At 75.1% G+C, this 19291-nt stretch carries 23 protein-coding genes; 18 read left to right on the top strand and 5 right to left on the bottom strand.

Features of this window, described 5'->3' with window-relative positions; genetic code table 11:
• Nucleotides 1–17 precede the first annotated feature (17 nt).
• A complete protein-coding gene (locus ACF053_RS17455; protein WP_391954698.1) occupies nt 18–827 on the top strand; it encodes a DUF2567 domain-containing protein in 810 nt (269 codons plus the stop codon).
• A 78-nt stretch (nt 828–905) separates the two neighbouring features.
• Here the strand turns inward: ACF053_RS17455 and ybaK are convergent, their stop codons facing one another.
• The 4 genes from ybaK to ACF053_RS17435 form a co-directional block, all read right to left on the bottom strand.
• The gene (gene ybaK, locus ACF053_RS17450; RefSeq protein WP_391954697.1) at nt 906–1403 is read right to left on the bottom strand and encodes a Cys-tRNA(Pro) deacylase; all 498 of its coding nucleotides are present in this window, start codon (nt 1401–1403) and stop codon (nt 906–908) included.
• A gap of 142 nt (nt 1404–1545) precedes the next feature.
• The gene (locus ACF053_RS17445; protein WP_391954696.1) at nt 1546–2286 is read right to left on the bottom strand and encodes an LON peptidase substrate-binding domain-containing protein; all 741 of its coding nucleotides are present in this window, start codon (nt 2284–2286) and stop codon (nt 1546–1548) included.
• Nucleotides 2287–2435: 149 nt separating this feature from the next.
• Nucleotides 2436–3422 (bottom strand): hypothetical protein, encoded by a 987-nt coding sequence (locus tag ACF053_RS17440; RefSeq protein ID WP_391954695.1) that lies wholly within the window; start codon nt 3420–3422, stop codon nt 2436–2438.
• 188 nt (nt 3423–3610) lie between these two features.
• Entirely contained in the window at nt 3611–5173 is a 1563-nt protein-coding gene (locus tag ACF053_RS17435; RefSeq protein WP_391954842.1) for an oxidoreductase, read from the bottom strand.
• A 225-nt stretch (nt 5174–5398) separates the two neighbouring features.
• Here ACF053_RS17435 and hisD point away from each other — a divergent pair, with 225 nt between their 5' ends.
• Genes hisD through hisF form a run of 8 tightly spaced genes read left to right on the top strand, consistent with a single transcriptional unit; the run spans nt 5399 to nt 11189 of the window.
• The gene (gene hisD / locus ACF053_RS17430; RefSeq protein ID WP_391954694.1) at nt 5399–6721 is read left to right on the top strand and encodes a histidinol dehydrogenase; all 1323 of its coding nucleotides are present in this window, start codon (nt 5399–5401) and stop codon (nt 6719–6721) included.
• Nucleotides 6718–7827, top strand: coding sequence for a histidinol-phosphate transaminase (locus ACF053_RS17425; protein ID WP_391954693.1), 1110 nt, complete (start codon nt 6718–6720; stop codon nt 7825–7827). Before hisD ends, ACF053_RS17425 begins: the two co-directional genes overlap by 4 nt.
• Nucleotides 7824–8417: an imidazoleglycerol-phosphate dehydratase HisB gene (gene hisB, locus ACF053_RS17420; RefSeq protein WP_058941846.1), complete on the top strand. Its 594-nt coding sequence runs from the start codon at nt 7824–7826 to the stop codon at nt 8415–8417. Before ACF053_RS17425 ends, hisB begins: the two co-directional genes overlap by 4 nt.
• A complete protein-coding gene (locus ACF053_RS17415; protein ID WP_058941847.1) occupies nt 8414–8581 on the top strand; it encodes a hypothetical protein in 168 nt (55 codons plus the stop codon). The genes hisB and ACF053_RS17415 overlap by 4 nt, the downstream gene beginning before the upstream one ends.
• 5 nt (nt 8582–8586) lie before the next feature.
• On the top strand, nt 8587–9228 hold the full coding sequence (gene hisH, locus ACF053_RS17410; protein WP_058941874.1) for an imidazole glycerol phosphate synthase subunit HisH: 642 nt from the start codon (nt 8587–8589) through the stop codon (nt 9226–9228).
• A 55-nt stretch (nt 9229–9283) separates the two neighbouring features.
• Nucleotides 9284–10018, top strand: a complete 735-nt coding sequence (gene priA / locus ACF053_RS17405) for a bifunctional 1-(5-phosphoribosyl)-5-((5-phosphoribosylamino)methylideneamino)imidazole-4-carboxamide isomerase/phosphoribosylanthranilate isomerase PriA (RefSeq protein ID WP_391954692.1) — start codon at nt 9284–9286, stop codon at nt 10016–10018.
• Nucleotides 10015–10422, top strand: coding sequence for a RidA family protein (locus ACF053_RS17400; protein WP_058941849.1), 408 nt, complete (start codon nt 10015–10017; stop codon nt 10420–10422). Before priA ends, ACF053_RS17400 begins: the two co-directional genes overlap by 4 nt.
• Nucleotides 10419–11189, top strand: a complete 771-nt coding sequence (hisF, locus tag ACF053_RS17395) for an imidazole glycerol phosphate synthase subunit HisF (protein ID WP_058941850.1) — start codon at nt 10419–10421, stop codon at nt 11187–11189. The genes ACF053_RS17400 and hisF overlap by 4 nt, the downstream gene beginning before the upstream one ends.
• Before the next feature lie 189 nt (nt 11190–11378).
• Here the strand turns inward: hisF and ACF053_RS17390 are convergent, their stop codons facing one another.
• Entirely contained in the window at nt 11379–12011 is a 633-nt protein-coding gene (locus tag ACF053_RS17390) for a TIGR03085 family metal-binding protein (RefSeq protein WP_391954691.1), read from the bottom strand.
• 83 nt (nt 12012–12094) lie between these two features.
• On the opposite strand from ACF053_RS17390, the gene hisI reads away from it, so the two are divergent.
• The 9 genes from hisI (at nt 12095) to trpA (ending at nt 19261) form a co-directional block, all read left to right on the top strand.
• The gene (hisI, locus tag ACF053_RS17385) at nt 12095–12445 is read left to right on the top strand and encodes a phosphoribosyl-AMP cyclohydrolase (RefSeq protein WP_058941852.1); all 351 of its coding nucleotides are present in this window, start codon (nt 12095–12097) and stop codon (nt 12443–12445) included.
• An 11-nt stretch (nt 12446–12456) separates the two neighbouring features.
• Complete coding sequence (locus ACF053_RS17380; protein WP_391954690.1) at nt 12457–13944, top strand: anthranilate synthase component I; 1488 nt, start codon at nt 12457–12459, stop codon at nt 13942–13944.
• A gap of 4 nt (nt 13945–13948) precedes the next feature.
• The gene (locus ACF053_RS17375; RefSeq protein ID WP_391954689.1) at nt 13949–14614 is read left to right on the top strand and encodes a TIGR02234 family membrane protein; all 666 of its coding nucleotides are present in this window, start codon (nt 13949–13951) and stop codon (nt 14612–14614) included.
• A 135-nt stretch (nt 14615–14749) separates the two neighbouring features.
• Nucleotides 14750–14992, top strand: coding sequence for an HGxxPAAW family protein (locus ACF053_RS17370; protein WP_391954688.1), 243 nt, complete (start codon nt 14750–14752; stop codon nt 14990–14992).
• A gap of 87 nt (nt 14993–15079) precedes the next feature.
• A complete protein-coding gene (locus ACF053_RS17365) occupies nt 15080–15643 on the top strand; it encodes a DUF2752 domain-containing protein (protein ID WP_391954687.1) in 564 nt (187 codons plus the stop codon).
• 314 nt (nt 15644–15957) lie between these two features.
• Nucleotides 15958–16767 carry an indole-3-glycerol phosphate synthase TrpC gene (gene trpC / locus ACF053_RS17360; protein WP_391954686.1) on the top strand — a complete coding sequence of 270 codons (810 nt, stop codon included), beginning with the start codon at nt 15958–15960 and terminating at the stop codon, nt 16765–16767.
• 6 nt (nt 16768–16773) lie between these two features.
• On the top strand, nt 16774–17016 hold the full coding sequence (trpM, locus tag ACF053_RS17355; RefSeq protein ID WP_391954685.1) for a tryptophan biosynthesis modulator TrpM: 243 nt from the start codon (nt 16774–16776) through the stop codon (nt 17014–17016).
• 137 nt (nt 17017–17153) lie between these two features.
• The gene (gene trpB, locus ACF053_RS17350) at nt 17154–18440 is read left to right on the top strand and encodes a tryptophan synthase subunit beta (RefSeq protein WP_058941858.1); all 1287 of its coding nucleotides are present in this window, start codon (nt 17154–17156) and stop codon (nt 18438–18440) included.
• Nucleotides 18437–19261 (top strand): tryptophan synthase subunit alpha, encoded by an 825-nt coding sequence (gene trpA / locus ACF053_RS17345; RefSeq protein WP_391954684.1) that lies wholly within the window; start codon nt 18437–18439, stop codon nt 19259–19261. Before trpB ends, trpA begins: the two co-directional genes overlap by 4 nt.
• Nucleotides 19262–19291: the final 30 nt, after the last annotated feature.

Below are 19291 nucleotides of genomic sequence, written 5' to 3'. Positions count from 1 at the left end.
CCTGGCACGATGACAGCGTGACCGCACCCCTTCCCCCGTCCCAGCAGCCCGCGAGTGAGCACGTGCCGAACGACACCCCCAGCACTCCGCCGCACGGCGACGCGCCCGGCGGTCCCGCCGCGTGGCCGCAGCGCTCCCCGGCCCCGTCCCCGCACCCGTACGCGAAGGACGAGGAAGCGGCACCGGACGCGGCCACGGAGGTGCGGCAGGGGGCCGTGGTGCTGCTCGCGGTGGCGGTCGCGGGGTTCGCGCTGGGCCTGCTGTGGCTGTGGCTGGCGCCGCGCATCCCGCTGGTGTCGGACGGTACGGCCGTCCTGCTGACGGACTCCGAGGGCGAGGGCGCGGTCGGCACGGACGGCGTGTTCCTGCTGCTCGGCCTGGCGTTCGGCGCGGTCAGCGCGCCGGCCGTCTTCCTCCTCCAGCGCCGCGGCGGCATCGCGGTGGTCGTGGGCCTGGCCCTGGGCGGTGTGCTCGGCTCCGTCCTGGGCTGGGGCACGGGTACCCTCCTCGGCCCGACGCACGACGTGGTGGCGCGCGCGCGGGCGGTCGGCGAGGGCGTCACCTTCGACGCGCCGCTCGAACTCCACGCGTACGGCGTGCTGCTGGCGTGGCCGGTCGCGGCGATGGCCGTCCACCTGGCGCTCACGGCGCTCTTCACCCCCCGTGACCCCGAGCCGGAATGGGACCTCGTCCCGCACGGCCCGGCCCTTCACGCGCCCACTGCGCAGGGGACCACTCCGCCGGGGACCACGCCGCACGGGCCCGCGCCCCACGGGTCGACGCCGCCGTCCGGTCCCGGCGCCCCGCCGTCCGGCTCCGGCGCCTGACCCGAGCCGTCCGGCCGAGCGCGCCGGCGCCCCGCGCACGGCGCGCCGTCCGCGGCGCACGCCGGGAGCGCCGGGGCGTCAGAGGCGGCCGACGGGGGCGAGGACGGCGCCGGTCAGCCTGGCGAGGTCCGCCGGGGCCAGCTCCACCTCAAGGCCGCGCCGCCCCGCCGACACGCAGATCGTCTCGTGCCGCGACGCCGACGCGTCCAGGACCGTCGGCAGCCGCTTGCGCTGCCCCAGTGGCGAGATGCCGCCCCGGACGTACCCGGTCGTCCGCTCGGCGGCCGCCGGGTCGGCCATCGCCGCGCGCTTGCCGCCCACGGCGGCGGCGAGCGCCTTCAGGTCCAGCTGGCCCGCCACGGGAACCACCGCGACCGTGAGGGCCCCGTCGACGTCGGCGACCAGGGTCTTGAAGACCCGGTCGGGGGAGACCCCGAGTGCCTCGGCCGCCTCCTCGCCGTATGACGGCGCCGCCGGGTCGTGCGCGTACTCGTGCACGGTGAAGGGCGTCCCCGCGGCCGTCAGGGCCACCGTCGCCGGGGTGCCGCCCGTCTGCTTCCTGGTCTTCTTCGCCATGTTCCGTCCCCATCCCCGTCCGTCGGTCCGCACCGCTCCGCCGCCCGCCGCTCAGGGCCCGACCTCCGCCGCTCCGCCGTCCGCCGGTCCGTGCCCGACCTCCGCCGTCCGCCGGTCCGTCGGCCCGCGCTCGTCGGCGCCGTCAGTTGGGGCTCGTCGGAGCCCGCGTCAGGTCGACCGCCGGCAGCGAGGGCAGGTGGCGCAGCACCGCCGTCTCGGCGCGCAGCAGGCGCAGCTCCTCACGCAGCCGGGTCGCCGTGTCGGGCGCCTGCAGCAGCCGCTGCTTCGACGGCGTGTCCAGTACCGCGGCCGCGGCCACCAGGTACGACACGACCGACGGCTCGTCGGGCAGTTCCGCGCCGGTCGCCAGGGACCGCTCGCGGGCCCCCGCCAGCCGCTTCTGGTACGAGCGGAAGGCCCGCAGCACCCCCTCGGCGAGCGCGCCCGCGCCCTCGCCCTGCCGCTCCTCCAACTCCTCCAGCTCCGCCATGAGGTACGGGCCGCTCGTGTCGACGGACACCAGCCGCACCCGGGTCGTGCCGGTCGCCAGCACCTCGAAGCCGCCGTCCGGCCGCTCCCGGATGGTCGCCGCGTCGGCGACGCACCCGACGCTGTGGAACGCCCGGGCGGGGTCGGGGCCGAATCCCGCGGCGGGGCCCTTCTCCGGCAGCGTCGTCTGGTCGGGCAGCCCCGGCGCCGTCGGCGCCACCTCGTGGCCGTCGCGGATCGCGACGACGGCGAAGCGGCGCGGCTGCGAGTCGTCGGTCTTGAGGAGCTCGCGCATCATGGCGCGGTAGCGCTCCTCGAAGACGTTCAGCGGCATCACGAGGCCGGGGAAAAGCACCGCGTTCAGCGGGAAGAGGGGCAGGCGAGCGGTGGTCACAGCGCTCAAGCGTAATGGCCGCGGCTCCGGGCCCGTCCGGCCGTCCACGCTCCGGTACCGCCGCGCCACCGCGGCGTGCCCCGCTCCGGTACCGCCGCGCCGCCCGACGAGCCCCGCTCGGACACCGCCGCGCCGCCCCGCGCGCCGCCTCAGCGCACCCGGCGCACGCTCGCGCGCCGCACCAGGTCGCGCGCCTCCAGGAACCGGCCCAGCGGATCCACGCCGTCGCCGCCGGAGCCGACCGCCGCCCACGGGAACGTCGTCGCCCGCGCCCCGATCAGCCGGAACTGCTCCAGCGCCGCCCCCCAGCGCCCCCGCGCCATCAGCACGTACGCCAGCAGGTTGCGCACCTCGGCCGTCCAGGCGTCGCCCACCGGGTGGCGGGCGGACAGCTCGATCGCCAGGTCCGCCGCCGCGTCGATCCGCGCCGCCGGGACCCCGCCCGTGCCGCCGGCCACCAGCTGGGCGTGGGCGGCGCGCAGCGGCAGCGCGCGCACGAGGGAGTCGGGCAGCGCGTCGAGCGCGGCCGCCTCGGCGAAGTCGAAGCACGCGTCGTGGGAGCCGTACCAGCGCGCCGAGAGGTACTCCAGGGCCGCCACGTGGCAGCCGTGGTGGTGCGGGGACCGGCGGACCGCCTGCTCCCACAGCGCCTCGAAGAGCGCGTCGGCGGCGTGGCCGCCGCGCGCGTGGTCCAGGGCGATCCGCCACGGCACGGGGTCGCGGGGCGCGGCCTCGGCCGCCGCGTGGACCACCGGCTCCACCTCCCGCAGCCGCTCGGCGCGGGCCGGCGAGGCCCAGGCCCGGTCGACGGCGAGCTGCGCGACGACGAGCAGCGCGTCCGGGTCGTCCGGGGTCCGCGCGCGCCACTGCGTCAGCCAGTCCCCGCGACTGTGGGCGAACGCGGCGAGCCGCACGGCGTACCGGTCGCGCCACTCCCACTCGGCGGCGGCGCGGGTGGCGGCGAGCAGCCGGGCGGCCGGAATGTGGTTGCCGAGCGCGGCGGCCACCAGCGCCGGGCCGAGCCTGTCGTCCGGTGCGTCCAGCAGCACGGAGCCGTCCGGCGGCAGCCCGTCGCGGGGCGGCGTGCCGGGCCGGACCGTGCGCGCGGAGCCCATCAGGGCGCGGAGCAGAGACATGGTGCCGCCCATTGAAAACCGCAGGTGGGAGCGGCGCCAGAGAGCGGCTGTGAAGCTTTCGTGGCGGCAGGATGGTTGTCCTGACGAACGTCAAGAGGCGGTAAAGAAAGCGGCGGGGTGGACACGGAAGGGGAGAGCGGGCACCGGCCGCGGCCCCGGCCCGGCGTCCGGCGCCCACCAGCGGCGCGTCAGCCGCGCCGCAGCAGCCGGGAGGCGCCCGCCGCCACCGCCGTGGCCAGAATCCACCCCACGAGGATCAGCACCGTCGACACCCACTGCCACCCCGTCGACAGCCGCCAGTAGCCCTCCTGGCCGAGGTTGATCACCGGCACCAGCAGGTCCAGCGCGTACAGCACGGCGTTCCACTGGGGGAACTCGTCCTGCTTGATCGGGACCGGGTCGTAGTACGAGAAGGCCCACGCGCCCGCCGCCCACAGCACCGCCATCCACACCGCGGCCCGGCCGGGACGGTAGCCGTAGGCCACCGTCCAGTCCTGCAGGAAGCCCCACGTCTTCGCGGCGAGCGGCAGCGTCTCGCGGCGGCGCCGCTGCTTGGCCAGCAGCACCTCCCGGGCGTCGGCGTCCTCCCCGCTGCCCCGGAGGACGGCCGCCAGCCGCTCGTACGGCTCCGGGGCGTACTCCGGGGTCGCCGCCGCCACCCACTCCAGGCGCTGAGAGAGCGGGAAGTGGCCGTACGGCACGAGGTTCTCGTACACGAAGCCGCTGATCGCCAGGCCGCCCGGCCCCGGCCAGCTGGCCGCCTCGTCGACCAGGGTGACGACCTTCGCGCCGTTGAGCACCACGCGGCCCTCCTCCGGCCGCTCGGAGGTGAAGCGCAGCTCCGGAGTGACGATCCTGCGCAGCGACAGCTCCTCCCTGCGGGCCGACGTCAGCACGAACCGCGCCTGGTGGAGGTCGATCGCGTCCCCGAACCGCCCGTCGTCCAGCCGCACCCCGCCCCGGCACTCGAAGGGCCGCATCCGCGTGCCCCGCATCGGTGTGTTGACGTCGGCCAGGCCGTACGGCGGCGTCCCGCCGAGGTGGTCGTCCGGGCCTCCCACCGACTCGCTCACCCACGCCCCCGTCAGGTACAGCGTGCGCTCCACGCTGAGCTGCGGGGCGTTCAGCGCCCGCCGCCCCTCGGCGCCGCGCAGGCGGCTGCCGCGCAGACTGAGCGAGACCCCGACCTTCGCGCCCCGCAGGCTCACCTCGCCGTACGTCTCGATCAGCTCGGCCTGGAGGTCCTGCGCCACCGTCAGCCCGTCCGCGACGATGGCCCGGCCGCGCCGGTCCGGCTGGACGTGGATCTGGCTGATCAGCAGGTCGGTGCCTATCTGCGCGTCCGTGAGCCGCACGCCGCGCGCCACCCGGCAGCGCGGCAGGTGCAGGTCGCCCTCCGTGTGCAGGCGGGCCGCCTCCAGCCGGGGCACGGCGCACCCGACGAGGCGCAGCGTGCTGAACCGCGTCTCGGGCAGCACCACCTCGTGTTCGAAGACGCACCCCTGCAGCTCGACGTACGGGTCGACCGTGCCGCCCGCCAGGTCGAGCGTGCCGGTGATCCGCGCCCCGCGCAGCTTCAGCGCCGACACGCGCCCCGCCAGGGCCGGCGGCCCCGACAGCAGCAGCCGGGCCACCACCCGCGCCCGGACGCTCCGCTCCTCGGGCCACGTGCGCGGCGCGAACGGGTCGTCCAGCACCGGATGGCCCGACCGCAGGTCGTACCAGGCGCCGATGCGGAACGCCTGCCACATCCCCAGCTCGGCCGGGGTCAGGTCGCCGGGCAGTTCGTCATCGCGATCGTCCTGCGGCTCGGTCACTGCCGCCCCCTCGCTTTCCCCAGGTCGTACGGCTGTTCTTCCCGCTGAGTGACGGACTGAACGCCAACTGTCAGGTGTGACATCCGACGGGTGGTGTGGCGTGTATCAGCCAGTGATACGGGCGACCGGTACCGCGGAGGCGTCTGCGAGAATTGACCCGTGATCTCACGTATCGATCTGCGCGGCGACGCCCTGCCGACGGGCGGCGCTCTGCGCGACCTGCTCCCCCGTGCCGAGTTCGACGTGGAAGCCGCCCTGGAGAAGGTGCGGCCCATCTGCGAGGCCGTGCACCATCGGGGCGACGCGGCGCTGATCGACTACGCCCAGCGGTTCGACGGGGTCGCCCTCGACCGGGTCCGGGTCCCGGCCGCCGCGCTCACCCGCGCCCTGGAGGAGCTGGATCCGGCCGTCCGCGCGGGCCTGGAGGAGTCCATCCGGCGCGCCCGGATCGTCCACCGCGAGCAGCGCCGCACCACGCACACCACCCAGGTCGTGCCCGGCGGCACGGTCACCGAGAAGTGGGTCCCGGTCGGCCGCGTCGGGCTGTACGCCCCGGGCGGCCGCTCCGTCTACCCCTCGTCCGTGATCATGAACGCCGTCCCGGCGCAGGAGGCGGGCGTCGAGTCGATCGCCCTCGCGTCCCCGCCGCAGAAGGACCACGACGGCCTTCCGCACCCGACCATCCTCGCCGCCTGCGCCCTGCTCGGCGTCGACGAGGTGTACGCCGCGGGCGGCGCCCAGGCCGTCGCCATGTTCGCGTACGGCACGGAGTCCTGCGCCCCCGCCGACATGGTCACCGGCCCGGGCAACATCTGGGTCGCCGCCGCCAAGCGGTACTTCACCGGCCGGATCGGCATCGACACCGAGGCCGGCCCGACGGAGATCGCCGTCCTCGCCGACGACACCGCCGACCCGGCGCACGTCGCCGCCGACCTCATCAGCCAGGCCGAGCACGACCCGCTCGCCGCCGCCGTCCTCGTCACCGACTCCGTCGAGCTGGCCGACGCCGTCGAGAAGGAGCTGGCGCCGCAGGTCGCCGCCACCCGGCACGTCGAGGACCGGATCCTGCCCGCCCTGCGCGGCAGGCAGTCGGCGATCGTGCTGGTCGACGGCGTGGAGGAGGGCCTGCGGGTGGTCGACGCGTACGGCGCCGAGCACCTGGAGGTCCAGACCGCCGACGCCGCGGCCGTCGCCGCGCGCGTGCGCAACGCCGGCGCGATCTTCGTCGGCCCGTGGGCGCCGGTCTCGCTCGGCGACTACTGCGCCGGCTCCAACCACGTCCTGCCCACCGGCGGCTGCGCCTGCCACTCCTCGGGCCTGTCCGTGCAGTCCTTCCTGCGCGGCATCCACATCGTGGACTACACGCGCGACGCCCTCGCCGACGTGGCCCACCACGTGGTGACGCTCGCGGAGGCGGAGGACCTGCCGGCGCACGGCGCGGCGATCAAGGCGAGGTTCGGGTGGAAGGTGCCCCAGCAGTGACGATCCGCATCGACGACCTGCCGATCCGCGACGAGCTGCGCGGCAAGTCCCCCTACGGCGCGCCCCAGCTGGACGTGCCCGTACGCCTCAACACCAACGAGAACCCCTACCCGCTGCCCGAACCCCTGGTCGAGCGGATCGCCGAGCGGGTCCGCGAGGCGGCGCGCGCCCTGAACCGCTACCCCGACCGCGACGCCGTCGAGCTGCGCACCGAGCTCGCCCGCTACCTCACCCGGACCACGGGCCACGAGGTCGGCACGCGCCAGGTGTGGGCGGCGAACGGTTCCAACGAGGTCCTCCAGCAGCTCCTCCAGACCTTCGGCGGCCCGGGCAGGACCGCGATGGGCTTCGAGCCCTCGTACTCCATGCACGGCCTCATCTCGCGCGGCACCGGCACCGGCTGGATCTCCGGTCCCCGCCGCGACGACTTCGGCCTCGACGTGGAGGCCGCGGCCCGCGCCATCACCGAGCACCGCCCCGACGTGGTCTTCATCACGTCCCCCAACAACCCCACCGGCACCGCCGTGGACGCCGACACCGTCCTCGCCCTCCACGACGCCGCCCAGGCCGCCAAGCCGTCCCTGGTCGTCGTCGACGAGGCGTACGTCGAGTTCAGCCACCGCCCCTCGCTGCTGCCGCTCATCGAGGGCCGGCCGCACCTCGTGGTCTCCCGCACCATGTCCAAGGCGTTCGGCGCGGCCGGTCTGCGCCTCGGCTACCTCGCGGCGCACCCCGCGGTGGTCGACGCCGTCCAGCTCGTCCGCCTGCCGTACCACCTGTCCGCCGTCACCCAGGCCACCGCCCTCGCCGCGCTCGAACACACCGATACGCTGCTGGGGTACGTCGCCCAGCTGAAGGCCGAGCGGGACCGGCTCGTCGACGGGCTCCGCGCCGCCGGCTACGAGGTCACCGACTCGGACGCCAACTTCGTCCAGTTCGGGCGCTTCGAGGACGCGCACGCCGTCTGGCGCGCCATCCTCGACCACGGCGTCCTCGTCCGCGACAACGGCGTACCGGGCTGGCTGCGGGTCACGGCCGGCACGCCCGAAGAGAACGACGCGTTCCTGGATGCGGTTCGCGCACTGAAGAAGGAGCAGAGCTCATGAGCCGCGTAGGACGCGTCGAGCGCACCACCAAGGAGACGTCCGTCGTCGTCGAGATAGACCTCGACGGCACCGGCAAGGTCGACGTCGCCACCGGCGTCGGCTTCTACGACCACATGCTCGACCAGCTCGGCCGCCACGGGCTGTTCGACCTCACCGTCAAGACCGACGGCGACCTCCACATCGACTCGCACCACACCATCGAGGACACCGCCCTCGCGCTCGGCGCCGCCTTCAAGCAGGCCCTCGGCGACAAGGTGGGCATCTACCGGTTCGGCAACTGCACGGTCCCGCTGGACGAGTCCCTCGCCCAGGTCACCGTCGACCTCTCCGGCCGCCCCTACCTGGTCCACACCGAGCCCGAGAACATGGCCCCCATGATCGGCTCGTACGACACGACGATGACCCGGCACATCCTGGAGTCGTTCGTCGCCCAGGCCCAGATCGCGCTGCACGTCCACGTCCCGTACGGCCGCAACGCCCACCACATCGTCGAGTGCCAGTTCAAGGCCCTCGCCCGCGCCCTGCGGTACGCCTCCGAGCGCGACCCGAGGGCCGCCGGCATCCTGCCCTCCACGAAGGGCGCGCTGTGACGGGTCTGTCGACCATCCTCATCGTCGTCGGCCTCTTCCTCGCCGGCGGCGTGTACTCCTTCAGCAAGCAGCGGATGCCCAAGGGCCTGATCGTCCTCCTCGCCGTCGCCTCGGCGATGTGCCTCGCGGCGGGCGTCCTGCGCATCCAGGGAATCTGGGAATGAGCGGCATGAGCACTGCCAAGAAGGTCGTCGTCTTCGACTACGGGTTCGGCAACGTCCGCTCCGCCGAGCGCGCCCTCGCCCGCGTCGGCGCCGACGTCGAGATCACCCGCGACTACGACCGCGCCATGAACGCCGACGGCCTGCTCGTCCCCGGCGTCGGCGCCTTCTCCGCCTGCATGACCGGGCTCAAGGAGGCCCGCGGCGATTGGATCGTGGGCCGCAGGCTCGCCGGCGGCCGGCCCGTCATGGGCATCTGCGTCGGCATGCAGATCCTCTTCGCCCGCGGCGTCGAGCACGGCGTCGAGACGGAGGGCCTCGACGAGTGGCCCGGCACGGTCGGGCCGCTGAAGGCCCCCGTCATCCCGCACATGGGCTGGAACACCGTCGAGGCCCCCGGGGACTCCGCCCTGTTCGCCGGGGTCGACCCCGACGAGCGGTTCTACTTCGTCCACTCCTACGCCGTGACCGACTGGAGCCTCCAGACGGCCAACCCCGCCCTGCGGGCGCCCCTGGTCACCTGGTCCACGCACGGCGAGCGGTTCGTCGCCGCCGTGGAGAACGGCGCCCTGTGGGCGACGCAGTTCCACCCCGAGAAGTCCGGTGACGCGGGAGCCCGGCTCCTGACCAACTGGCTCGACACCCTCTGACCCGCCCCCACCGCCCCCACCGACCGAACCCCGCCCAGAGGCTAGGACCGCTGAGATGACCAAGCTCGAACTCCTCCCCGCCGTCGACGTCCGGGACGGCCAGGCCGTACGGCTCGTCCACGGCGAGTCCGGCACGGAGACGTCGTACGGCTCCCCGCTGGAGGCGGCCCTGACGTGGCAGCGCGCGGGCGCCGAGTGGCTGCATCTGGTCGACCTCGACGCCGCGTTCGGCACGGGTGACAACCGCGCGCTGATCGCCGAGGTCGCCGGGAGCCTCGCGGGCCACGGCGTCAAGGTGGAGCTGTCCGGCGGCATCCGCGACGACGCCTCCCTCGCCGCGGCCCTCGCCACGGGCTGCACCCGCGTCAACCTCGGCACCGCCGCCCTGGAGACCCCCGAGTGGGTCGCCAAGGTCATCGCCGAGCACGGCGACAAGATCGCGGTCGGCCTGGACGTCCGCGGCACGACGCTGCGCGGCCGCGGCTGGACCCGCGACGGCGGCGACCTGTACGAGACGCTGGCCCGCCTCGACTCCGAGGGCTGCGCCCGGTACGTCGTCACCGACATCGCCAAGGACGGCACGCTCCAGGGCCCCAACCTCGAGCTGCTGCGCAACGTCTGCGCGGCCACCGACAAGCCGGTCGTCGCCTCCGGCGGCGTCTCCTCCCTCGACGACCTGCGCGCCATCGCCGCGCTCGTCCCGGAGGGCGTCGAGGGCGCCATCGTCGGCAAGGCGCTGTACGCCGAGGCGTTCACCCTGGAAGAGGCGCTCGCGGCGGTGGCGGAATGACCGATCCCGTACGCCGTGTGACCACGGGCGCCCCCTGGGAGGAGCAGTTCGGCTACTCCCGGGCCGTGGAGCTGCCGGGTGGTCTCGTCCTCGTCTCCGGATGCACCTCCGTCGTCGACGGCGCCATCGCCGAGGGCGGCCCCTACGAGCAGGCGATCAACTCCTTCGGCGTGGCCTTCGCCGCGCTCGCGCAGCTCGGGCTGGGCGCCGAGGACGTCGTCCGCACCCGCATGTACCTCACGCACGCCCGGGACGCGGAGGAGGTCGGCCGCGCCCACAAGGAGCTGTTCGACGCGATCCGCCCCGCCGCCTCCATGCTCATCGTGGCCGGCCTCGTCGACTCGCGGCTCGTCGTCGAGGTCGAGGTCGAGGCGTACCGCCGGGACGGGGGTGCCGCGTCATGAGCCTCGCGGTACGCGTGATCCCCTGCCTGGACGTGGACGGCGGCCGCGTCGTCAAGGGCGTCAACTTCCAGAACCTGCGCGACGCGGGCGACCCCGTCGAGATGGCCAGGCTCTACGACGCCGAGGGCGCCGACGAGCTCACCTTCCTCGACATCACGGCCTCCTCCGGCGACCGGGAGACCACCTACGACGTGGTGCGCCGCACCGCCGAGCAGGTCTTCATCCCGCTGACCGTCGGCGGCGGGGTGCGCAGCGCCGACGACGTCGACCGGCTGCTGCGCGCCGGCGCGGACAAGGTCGGCGTCAACACCGCCGCCATCGCCCGGCCCGAGCTGATCCGGGAGGTGTCGGAGCGGTTCGGCAGCCAGGTCCTCGTCCTGTCCGTGGACGCCCGGCGCTGCCCCGAGGGCACCGTGACGGCCTCCGGCTTCGAGGTCACCACCCACGGCGGGCGCCGGGGCACCGGCATCGACGCCGTCGAGTGGGCGCACCGGGCCGCCGAGCTCGGCGCGGGGGAGATCCTGCTGAACTCGATGGACGCCGACGGCACCAAGGACGGGTACGACACGGCGATGATCGCGGCCGTGCGCGCGCACGTCTCCGTGCCCGTCATCGCCTCCGGCGGCGCCGGCCGGCTCGCCGACTTCCCGCCCGCCGTCGAGGCCGGGGCGGACGCCGTGCTCGCGGCCTCCGTCTTCCACTTCGGCGACCTGCGGATCGGCGAGGTCAAGACCGCGCTGCGCGAGGCGGGGCACCCCGTCCGCTGAACCACCGGCCGGGGCGGCCCGGCCCGCGGGGGAGCCCCGGGCCGGCCGCCCCGGTCGTGCGCGACCGGGGCGGCGCGGGCGGACGCCCGGCGCGGGCGGAGGCCCGTGAGCCGGTGGAGGCCCGTGCGCCGCTCCCGTCGGGTGTCGGCGCGGCCCCCACCGCGGGCGCTCGTGCGCGGTCCGGCGCGGTCAGATGCCCAGTTTGGCCTCGGCCACCCGCGCCACCGCCTCCTTGTCGCCGTCCAGTTCGACCCGCGCGACCTCCTGGCGGCCGTACAGGAACATCAGCAGCTCCGAGGGCTCGCCGGTCACCGTCACCACGGGGGTGCCGCGGCGGGCGACGGCCGTCTGCCCGTCGGTGCGGCGCAGGACGAGGCCGACGGGGCAGCGGCGGGCGGAGAGGCGGGCGAGCTTCTCCAGGCGCGCCCACAGGGCGTCCGCGAAGACCGGGTCGATCTCGCGCGGCGACCAGTCCGGCTGGGCCCGCCGGACGTCCTCGGAGTGGACGTAGAACTCGACCGTGTTCGCCCCCTCGTCGACCTGCTTGATCGAGAAGGGCGACATCCGGGGCGGGCCGCCCCGGACCAGCTGCACGAGCTCGGCGTACGGCTTGGCCGCGAATTCCGCCTGGACCCGCTCCAGCCGGCCCCGCAGCGGGCCGATCAGGACGCCGGCCGCCGCGTCCGGGCGGCGCTCGCGCACCACCACGTGCGCGGCGAGCTCGCGGGTGGTCCAGCCGTCGCACAGGGTCGGAGCGTCGGGCCCCGCGGCCTCCAACAGGTCGGCGAGGAGCAGTCGTTCACGCTTGGCATGGGTGGACATGACCGCAAGGGTAAGGGGGTGCCCCCCGGTCCGCCCAGTGGACGCGGCCGGAACCGGCCCCTTCCGCGCGGCACAATGGCCGCATGACCAGCAACCTTGACCCGGCCATCGCCGCCCGTCTCAAGCGCAGCCCCGACGGGCTGGTCCCGGCCATCGCCCAGCAGTACGACACCGGCGAGGTGCTCATGCTCGGCTGGATGGACGACGAGGCCCTGCACCGCACCCTCACCACCGGCCGCTGCACCTACTGGTCGCGCAGCCGCCAGGAGTACTGGGTCAAGGGCGACACCTCCGGCCACGTCCAGCACGTCAAGTCCGTCGCGCTCGACTGCGACGCCGACACCCTCCTCGTCCGGGTCGACCAGGTCGGCGCCGCCTGTCACACCGGGGCCCGGACCTGCTTCGACGCCGACGTGCTGCCCCTGGGCGAGTAGGGTCGGGCGCCATGGACCTCGAGACCTTCCGCAAGCTGGCGGCCGACCGCCGAGTGATCCCCGTCAGTCGCCGACTGCTCGCGGACGGCGACACCCCGGTCGGGCTGTACCGCAAGCTCGCCGCGGAGCGCCCCGGCACCTTCCTCCTGGAGTCCGCCGAGAACGGCCGCTCCTGGTCCCGGTACTCGTTCGTCGGCGTGCGCAGCGCCGCCACCCTGACCACCCGGGACGGACAGGCCCACTGGCTCGGCACCCCGCCCGTCGGCGTCCCGGTCGACGGCGACCCGCTGAAGGCCCTGCGCGCCACCGTCGAGGCCCTGCACACCCCGCGAGACCTGGCCTCCGGGATGCCGCCCTTCACCGGCGGCATGGTCGGCTACCTCGGCTACGACGTGGTGCGCCGCCTGGAGCGCATCGGTGACCACGGCACCGACGACCTGCGGCTGCCCGAGCTGACCATGCTGCTCACCTCCGACCTCGCCGTGCTCGACCACTGGGACGGCACGGTGCTGCTGATCGCCAACGCGATCAACCACAACGACCTGGAGACCGGCGTCGACGAGGCGTACGCGGACGCCGTCGCCCGGCTCGACGCCATGCAGGCCGACCTCACCGAGCCGGCCGAGTCCGCCTCCGCCGTCCTGCCGCCGTCGGAGCTGCCCGCCTACACCGCCCTGTGGGGCGGCGAGGCGTACCAGCGGGCCGTCGAGGACGTGAAGGAGCGCATCCGCGCCGGCGAGGCGTTCCAGGTGGTGCCCTCGCAGCGGTTCGAGACGCCGTGCACGGCGAGCGCCCTGGACGTCTACCGGGTCCTGCGCGCCACCAACCCCTCCCCGTACATGTACCTGTTCCGCTTCGAGGGCTTCGACGTCGTCGGCTCCAGCCCCGAGGCCCTGGTCAAGGTGGAGGACGGGCGGGCCATGGTGCACCCCATCGCCGGCACCCGGCCGCGCGGCGCCACCCCGCAGGAGGACCAGGCCCTCGCCGACGAGCTGATCGCCGACCCGAAGGAGCGCGCCGAGCACCTCATGCTCGTCGACCTCGGCCGCAACGACCTGGGCCGGGTGTGCGAGCCGGGCTCCGTCGAGGTCGTCGACTTCATGTCCATCGAGCGGTACTCGCACGTCATGCACATCGTCTCCACGGTGACCGGCCGGGTCGCCGAGGGACGCACCGCCTTCGACGTGCTGACCGCCTGCTTCCCCGCGGGCACCCTGTCGGGCGCGCCCAAGCCGCGCGCCATGCAGATCATCGAGGAGCTGGAGCCCGGCAGGCGCGGCCTGTACGGCGGGGCCGTCGGCTACCTCGACTTCGCGGGCGACTCGGACACCGCCATCGCCATCCGGACCGCGCTGCTGCGCGACGGCACCGCCTACGTCCAGGCGGGGGCCGGCGTCGTCGCCGACTCCGACCCGGTCGCGGAGGACACCGAGTGCCGCAACAAGGCGGCCGCGGTGCTCCGCGCCGTGCACACCGCCAACCGGATGAACCACGTCTGACCGCATGGGGGATAGTGGGTACGTGAGTGCCGCACCCGAACCCCAGCCCCGTGCCGCCGGCCAGGGCGAGGCGTCCGCCACGGGCGCCCGCCGCAGCCTCGCCACGGCCCTGCTCCTCGGTGGCGCCGGGGCCGCCGTCGTGCTGCTCGCCTCCGGCCGTACCTGGACCGAGGGGCGGGTCGCCGGCCCCGGCGGCACCGTCACCCTGGAGGCGGCCGGCGGTGACATCACCGGAGTGCCCACCGCCCTGGCCGTCGTCGGGCTCGCCGCCCTCGTCGCCGTCCTCGCCGCGCGCGGGACCGGCCGCCGCCTCGTCGCCCTGCTCCTGGCGCTGAGCGGTGCCGGCGCGGCCGCCGCGGCCGTCGCCGGCGCGTACGACCGCGCGGCGCTCGACGAGGCGGCCGCCCGCGCCACCGGCGACACCGCCGCGCGCGCCGCCGCCCTCACCCAGACGGCCTGGCCCTACGTCACGGCCGTGGCGGCCCTGCTGATCCTCGCCGCCGGGCTCCTCGCCCTGCGCCACGGCTCCTCCTGGCCCACCATGTCCGGCCGGTACGAGCGCGACGGCGGCCCCGGCGCGCGGGGCGCCCGCCGCGCGGTCGACCCCGACCGGCCCGACGAGCTGTGGAAGGCCCTGGACCGCGGCGAGGACCCCACCGACCGCACCTGACGGCACCTGCCGCGACCGGCCGACGCGTGCGGCGTACCCCCGGGTCACCCGGCGGGCGCGCGTGCGGAAGAATGGCCGCGAGCGTCCGCACTCGGCAGGGCCTCACCACAGAGCGACATCAACGAGGAGCAACTCATGGCGGGCAGCGCCCACGGACACACCCCGGCCGCCTGGACCGGCGTCACCATCTCCTTCATCGGCTTCTGCATCGCCGGTGCCTTCATGGTGGCGGCCAACCCGCTCGGCTTCTGGGCCGGTATCGGCGTCGTCCTGCTCGGCGGTGTCATCGGCGCCGGGATGAAGGCCGCCGGCCTCGGGATGCCCAAGGAGACGCAGCAGCACGCCGAGGCGCGTCGCCGCGCCGCGGCCGACGCCTGAGCCGACCGGCCCACCCCGGTCCGACACGGGGCGCGGTCCGGCCCCGGCCGGGCTGCGCCGCCCCGTACGAGCGGTGACAATCGGCGCGTGGACGCCACGAGACCCCCGCACCCGGCCGGGACGCACCCGCCCCGCCCCACCGCCCCCCACGGTCCGCCGCACCCCGGCGCACCGCACCCGCCCGCCGGGGAGCCGCACTCGCCCGCCGGCGTGACGGAGCCCGCCCGTGCGTCACGTCCTGCGGGGCCCCCGCCGCCGCTGCGCCGCCGGCTGCTGCCGCCGCTGGGCACCCTCGCCGGGGTCGCGGCGGCGTTCGCGTACGTCGGCACCGTCGACCCCAACGAACCGGGCCACTACCCGGCCTGCCCCCTCCTGCGGTACACCGGCCTGTACTGCCCCGGCTGCGGCGGGCTGCGCAGCGCCCACGCCTTCGTCCACGGCGACCTCGCCGGGGCCCTCGGGGCCAACGCGATGGCCGTCGCCGGTTACGCCGCCTTCGCCGTGCTCATGGTGTGGTGGCTGGTCAGGGCGGTGCGGGGGCGACCTTCCCGGCTCGACCCGGCGCCCTGGCAGCTGTGGCTGATCGGTGGCGTGTGGGCCGTCTTCACCGTGGTCCGCAACCTGCCCTTCGGCTCCGCGCTCGCCCCGTGAAGCCCGGAGGCCCTGCGCCCGTGAGCGCGGAGCCCCGGCGGAGCCCGGTAGACCGCGTGAAGCCGGACGGCCCCCTGAAAGCCGCCCGGACTCTGCGAAGCCCGGACGGACCCGTGTGAAGCCCGGACGGCCCCGTGTGAAGCCCGGACGGCCCTGCGACTCGTCGGAGACCGCGTGAAGCCGCCGGGCGGGTCCGGTGAAGCCGCTGGTCAGCGTCCTGGTGCGGACCGGATGCGGACGTGGGCCCCTCCTGCGGATACCATCGAGGTGTCCGGCTTGATCAATCACCACCCTCCCGGAAGGGGGCCTCTCGCGTGAGTGTGCTCGACGAGATCATCGAAGGCGTCCGCGCCGACCTCGCAGAGCGACAGGCGCGGGTCTCCCTCGACGAGCTCAAGGAGCGGGCCGCCAAGGCGCCCCAGGCCCGGGACGGCGTCGCCGCCCTGCGGGGCGAGGGCGTCCAGGTCATCTGCGAGGTCAAGCGCTCCAGCCCCTCCAAGGGCGCGCTGGCCGCGATCGCCGACCCCGCCAGGCTCGCCGCGGACTACGAGGCGGGCGGCGCGGCCGTGATCTCCGTCCTCACCGAGCAGCGGCGCTTCGGCGGCTCCCTGGCCGACCTGGAAGCCGTCCGCGCCCGCGTGGACATCCCCGTCCTGCGCAAGGACTTCATCGTCACCGCCTACCAGCTGTGGGAGGCCCGCGCGCACGGCGCCGACCTCGCCCTGCTGATCGTCGCCGCCCTCGACCAGCCCGCGCTGGTCTCGCTCATCGAGCGGGCCGAGTCCATCGGCCTCACCCCGCTCGTCGAGGTCCACGACGAGGAGGAGGTCGAGCGCGCCGTCGACGCGGGCGCCCGCATCATCGGCGTCAACGCCCGCGACCTCAAGACCCTCAAGGTGGACCGCTCCACGTTCGAGCGGGTCGTCCCGGAGATCCCGGCCGGCATCGTCAAGGTCGCCGAGTCCGGCGTCCGCGGCCCGCACGACCTCATCGCCTACGCCAACACGGGCGCCGACGCCGTGCTCGTCGGCGAGTCCCTCGTCACCGGGCGGGACCCCAAGGCCGCGGTGGCCGACCTGGTCGCCGCCGGCGCCCACCCGGCCCTGCGGCACGGACGGGACTGACCCACCGTGTCCACCGCCGTCGCCCGCCCCGCCCCCCGGCCCCTCCCGGGCCTGGGCGCGCGCGTGCGCGTGACGGCGGCCGAGGCCCCTTCCGGGGCGTACGCCCGTCTGGCGCGCGGCTGCCGCCCCCGTGGCTGCCGCGCCCCCGCACGGCGCGTCCACGGCCGCCGGGTGCGGTACGTCATCGGTGACGAGCCCGGCCAGGTGAACGGCATGCGATGGCGCGCCCCGCGCCGCGGGGAGCACTGAGGACCCCTCCCACCCGGCCGCCGCGGACGGCGGCCCGGGGCTCCCCGGCCGACGCGGCGCACACGTGTGTCACCACCACGTTCCCACCACGTCATCCCGGACACACCGGGGGCCGTCGCCCCCGTAGGAGTCTCCACATGCCCAGCGAGTTCTTCGTTCCCGACCCCGTGGGCCAGGTGCCCGACGCCCAGGGGTACTTCGGCGCCTTCGGCGGCAAGTTCATCCCGGAGGCGCTCGTCGCCGCCGTCGACGAGGTCGCCGTCGAGTACGAGAAGGCCAAGACCGACCCGGCGTTCGCCGCCGAGCTCGACGACCTGCTCGTCCACTACACCGGCCGCCCCAGCGCCCTGACCGAGGTGCCCCGCTTCGCGGAGCACGCCGGCGGCGCCCGGATCCTCCTCAAGCGCGAGGACCTCAACCACACTGGTTCGCACAAGATCAACAACGTGCTGGGGCAGGCCCTGCTGACCCGGCGCATGGGCAAGACCCGCGTCATCGCCGAGACCGGCGCCGGCCAGCACGGCGTCGCCACCGCGACCGCCTGTGCCCTGTTCGGCCTCGACTGCACCATCTACATGGGCGAGATCGACACGCAGCGCCAGGCCCTCAACGTCGCCCGCATGCGCATGCTCGGCGCCGAGGTCATCGCGGTGAAGTCCGGCAGCCGCACCCTCAAGGACGCGATCAACGAGGCGTTCCGCGACTGGGTCGCCAACGTCGACACCACCCACTACCTCTTCGGCACCGTCGCCGGCCCGCACCCCTTCCCGGCCATGGTGCGCGACTTCCACCGGGTCATCGGTGTCGAGGCGCGCCGCCAGGTCCTGGAGCGGACCGGGCGGCTGCCCGACGCCGCCGTCGCCTGCGTCGGCGGCGGGTCGAACGCCATCGGCCTCTTCCACGCCTTCATCCCCGACGCCTCCGTCCGCCTCGTCGGCTGCGAGCCGGCCGGGCACGGCGTCGAGACCGGCGAGCACGCCGCCACCCTCACCGCGGGCGAGCCGGGCATCCTGCACGGATCCCGCTCGTACGTCCTCCAGGACGACGAGGGGCAGATCACCGAGCCCTACTCCATCTCGGCCGGCCTGGACTACCCGGGCATCGGCCCGGAGCACGCCCACCTCAAGGACAGCGGCCGCGGTGAGTACCGCGCGATCACCGACGACGCGGCCATGCGCGCCCTGCGCCTGCTGTCGCGCACCGAGGGCATCATCCCGGCCATCGAGTCCGCGCACGCGCTGGCCGGGGCCCTGGAGGTCGGCCGGGAGCTCGGCCCCGACGGACTGATCGTCGTCAACCTCTCGGGCCGCGGCGACAAGGACATGGACACCGCCGCCCGGTACTTCGGGCTGTACGACACGGACGCCGCCGTGGCCGCCGACGCGGAGACGGACGTCGCGGAGATCGAGGGGGACGCCAAGTGAGCGGGAACATCCAGCTGTTGACCGAGACCCTCGCCGCGGCGAAGGCGCAGGACCGGTCCGCGCTCATCGCCTACCTCCCGGCCGGGTTCCCGACGGTCGACGGGGGCATCGCCGCCGTCAAGGCCGTCCTGGAGGGCGGCGCGGACGTCGTCGAGGTCGGGCTGCCGCACAGCGACCCGGTGCTGGACGGCCCCGTCATCCAGACCGCCGACGACATCGCCCTGCGCGGCGGCGTCCGGATCGCCGACGTGATGCGCACGGTCCGCGAGGCGTTCGCCGCCACCGGCAAGCCGGTCCTCGTCATGACGTACTGGAACCCCATCGACCGGTACGGCGTCGAGCGGTTCACCGCCGAGCTGGCCGAGGCGGGCGGCGCCGGGTGCATCCTGCCCGACCTGCCCGTGCAGGAGTCCGCGCTCTGGCGCGAGCACGCCGAGAAGCACGGGCTCGCCACGGTCTTCGTGGTGGCCCCGAGCAGCCGGGACGCCCGGCTCGCCGAGATCACCGCGGCGGGTTCCGGCTTCGTCTACGCGGCGTCGCTCATGGGCGTCACCGGAACCCGCGAGTCCGTCGGCGAGCAGGCCGCTGACCTGGTCCGGCGCACCCGCGCCACCACGGAACTGCCGGTCTGCGTGGGGCTGGGCGTCTCCAACGCCGCCCAGGCCGCGGAGGTCGCCACCTTCGCCGACGGCGTGATCGTCGGCTCCGCCTTCGTCAAGCGCATCCTCGACGCCCCCGACGAGGCGGCCGGGCTGGCCGCCGTACGGGAACTGGCGGGTGAACTGGCCCGCGGGGTCCGGCGGTCGCGGCCGGGCGCGTAGCTCGTACGGGTGGATGTGGAACCGGGGAGG

Source organism: Streptomyces kanasensis (assembly GCF_043077165.1).
Classification (GTDB): Bacteria; Actinomycetota; Actinomycetes; order Streptomycetales; family Streptomycetaceae; genus Streptomyces; species Streptomyces changanensis.
This window is presented reverse-complemented; position numbering and strand designations above follow the sequence as displayed.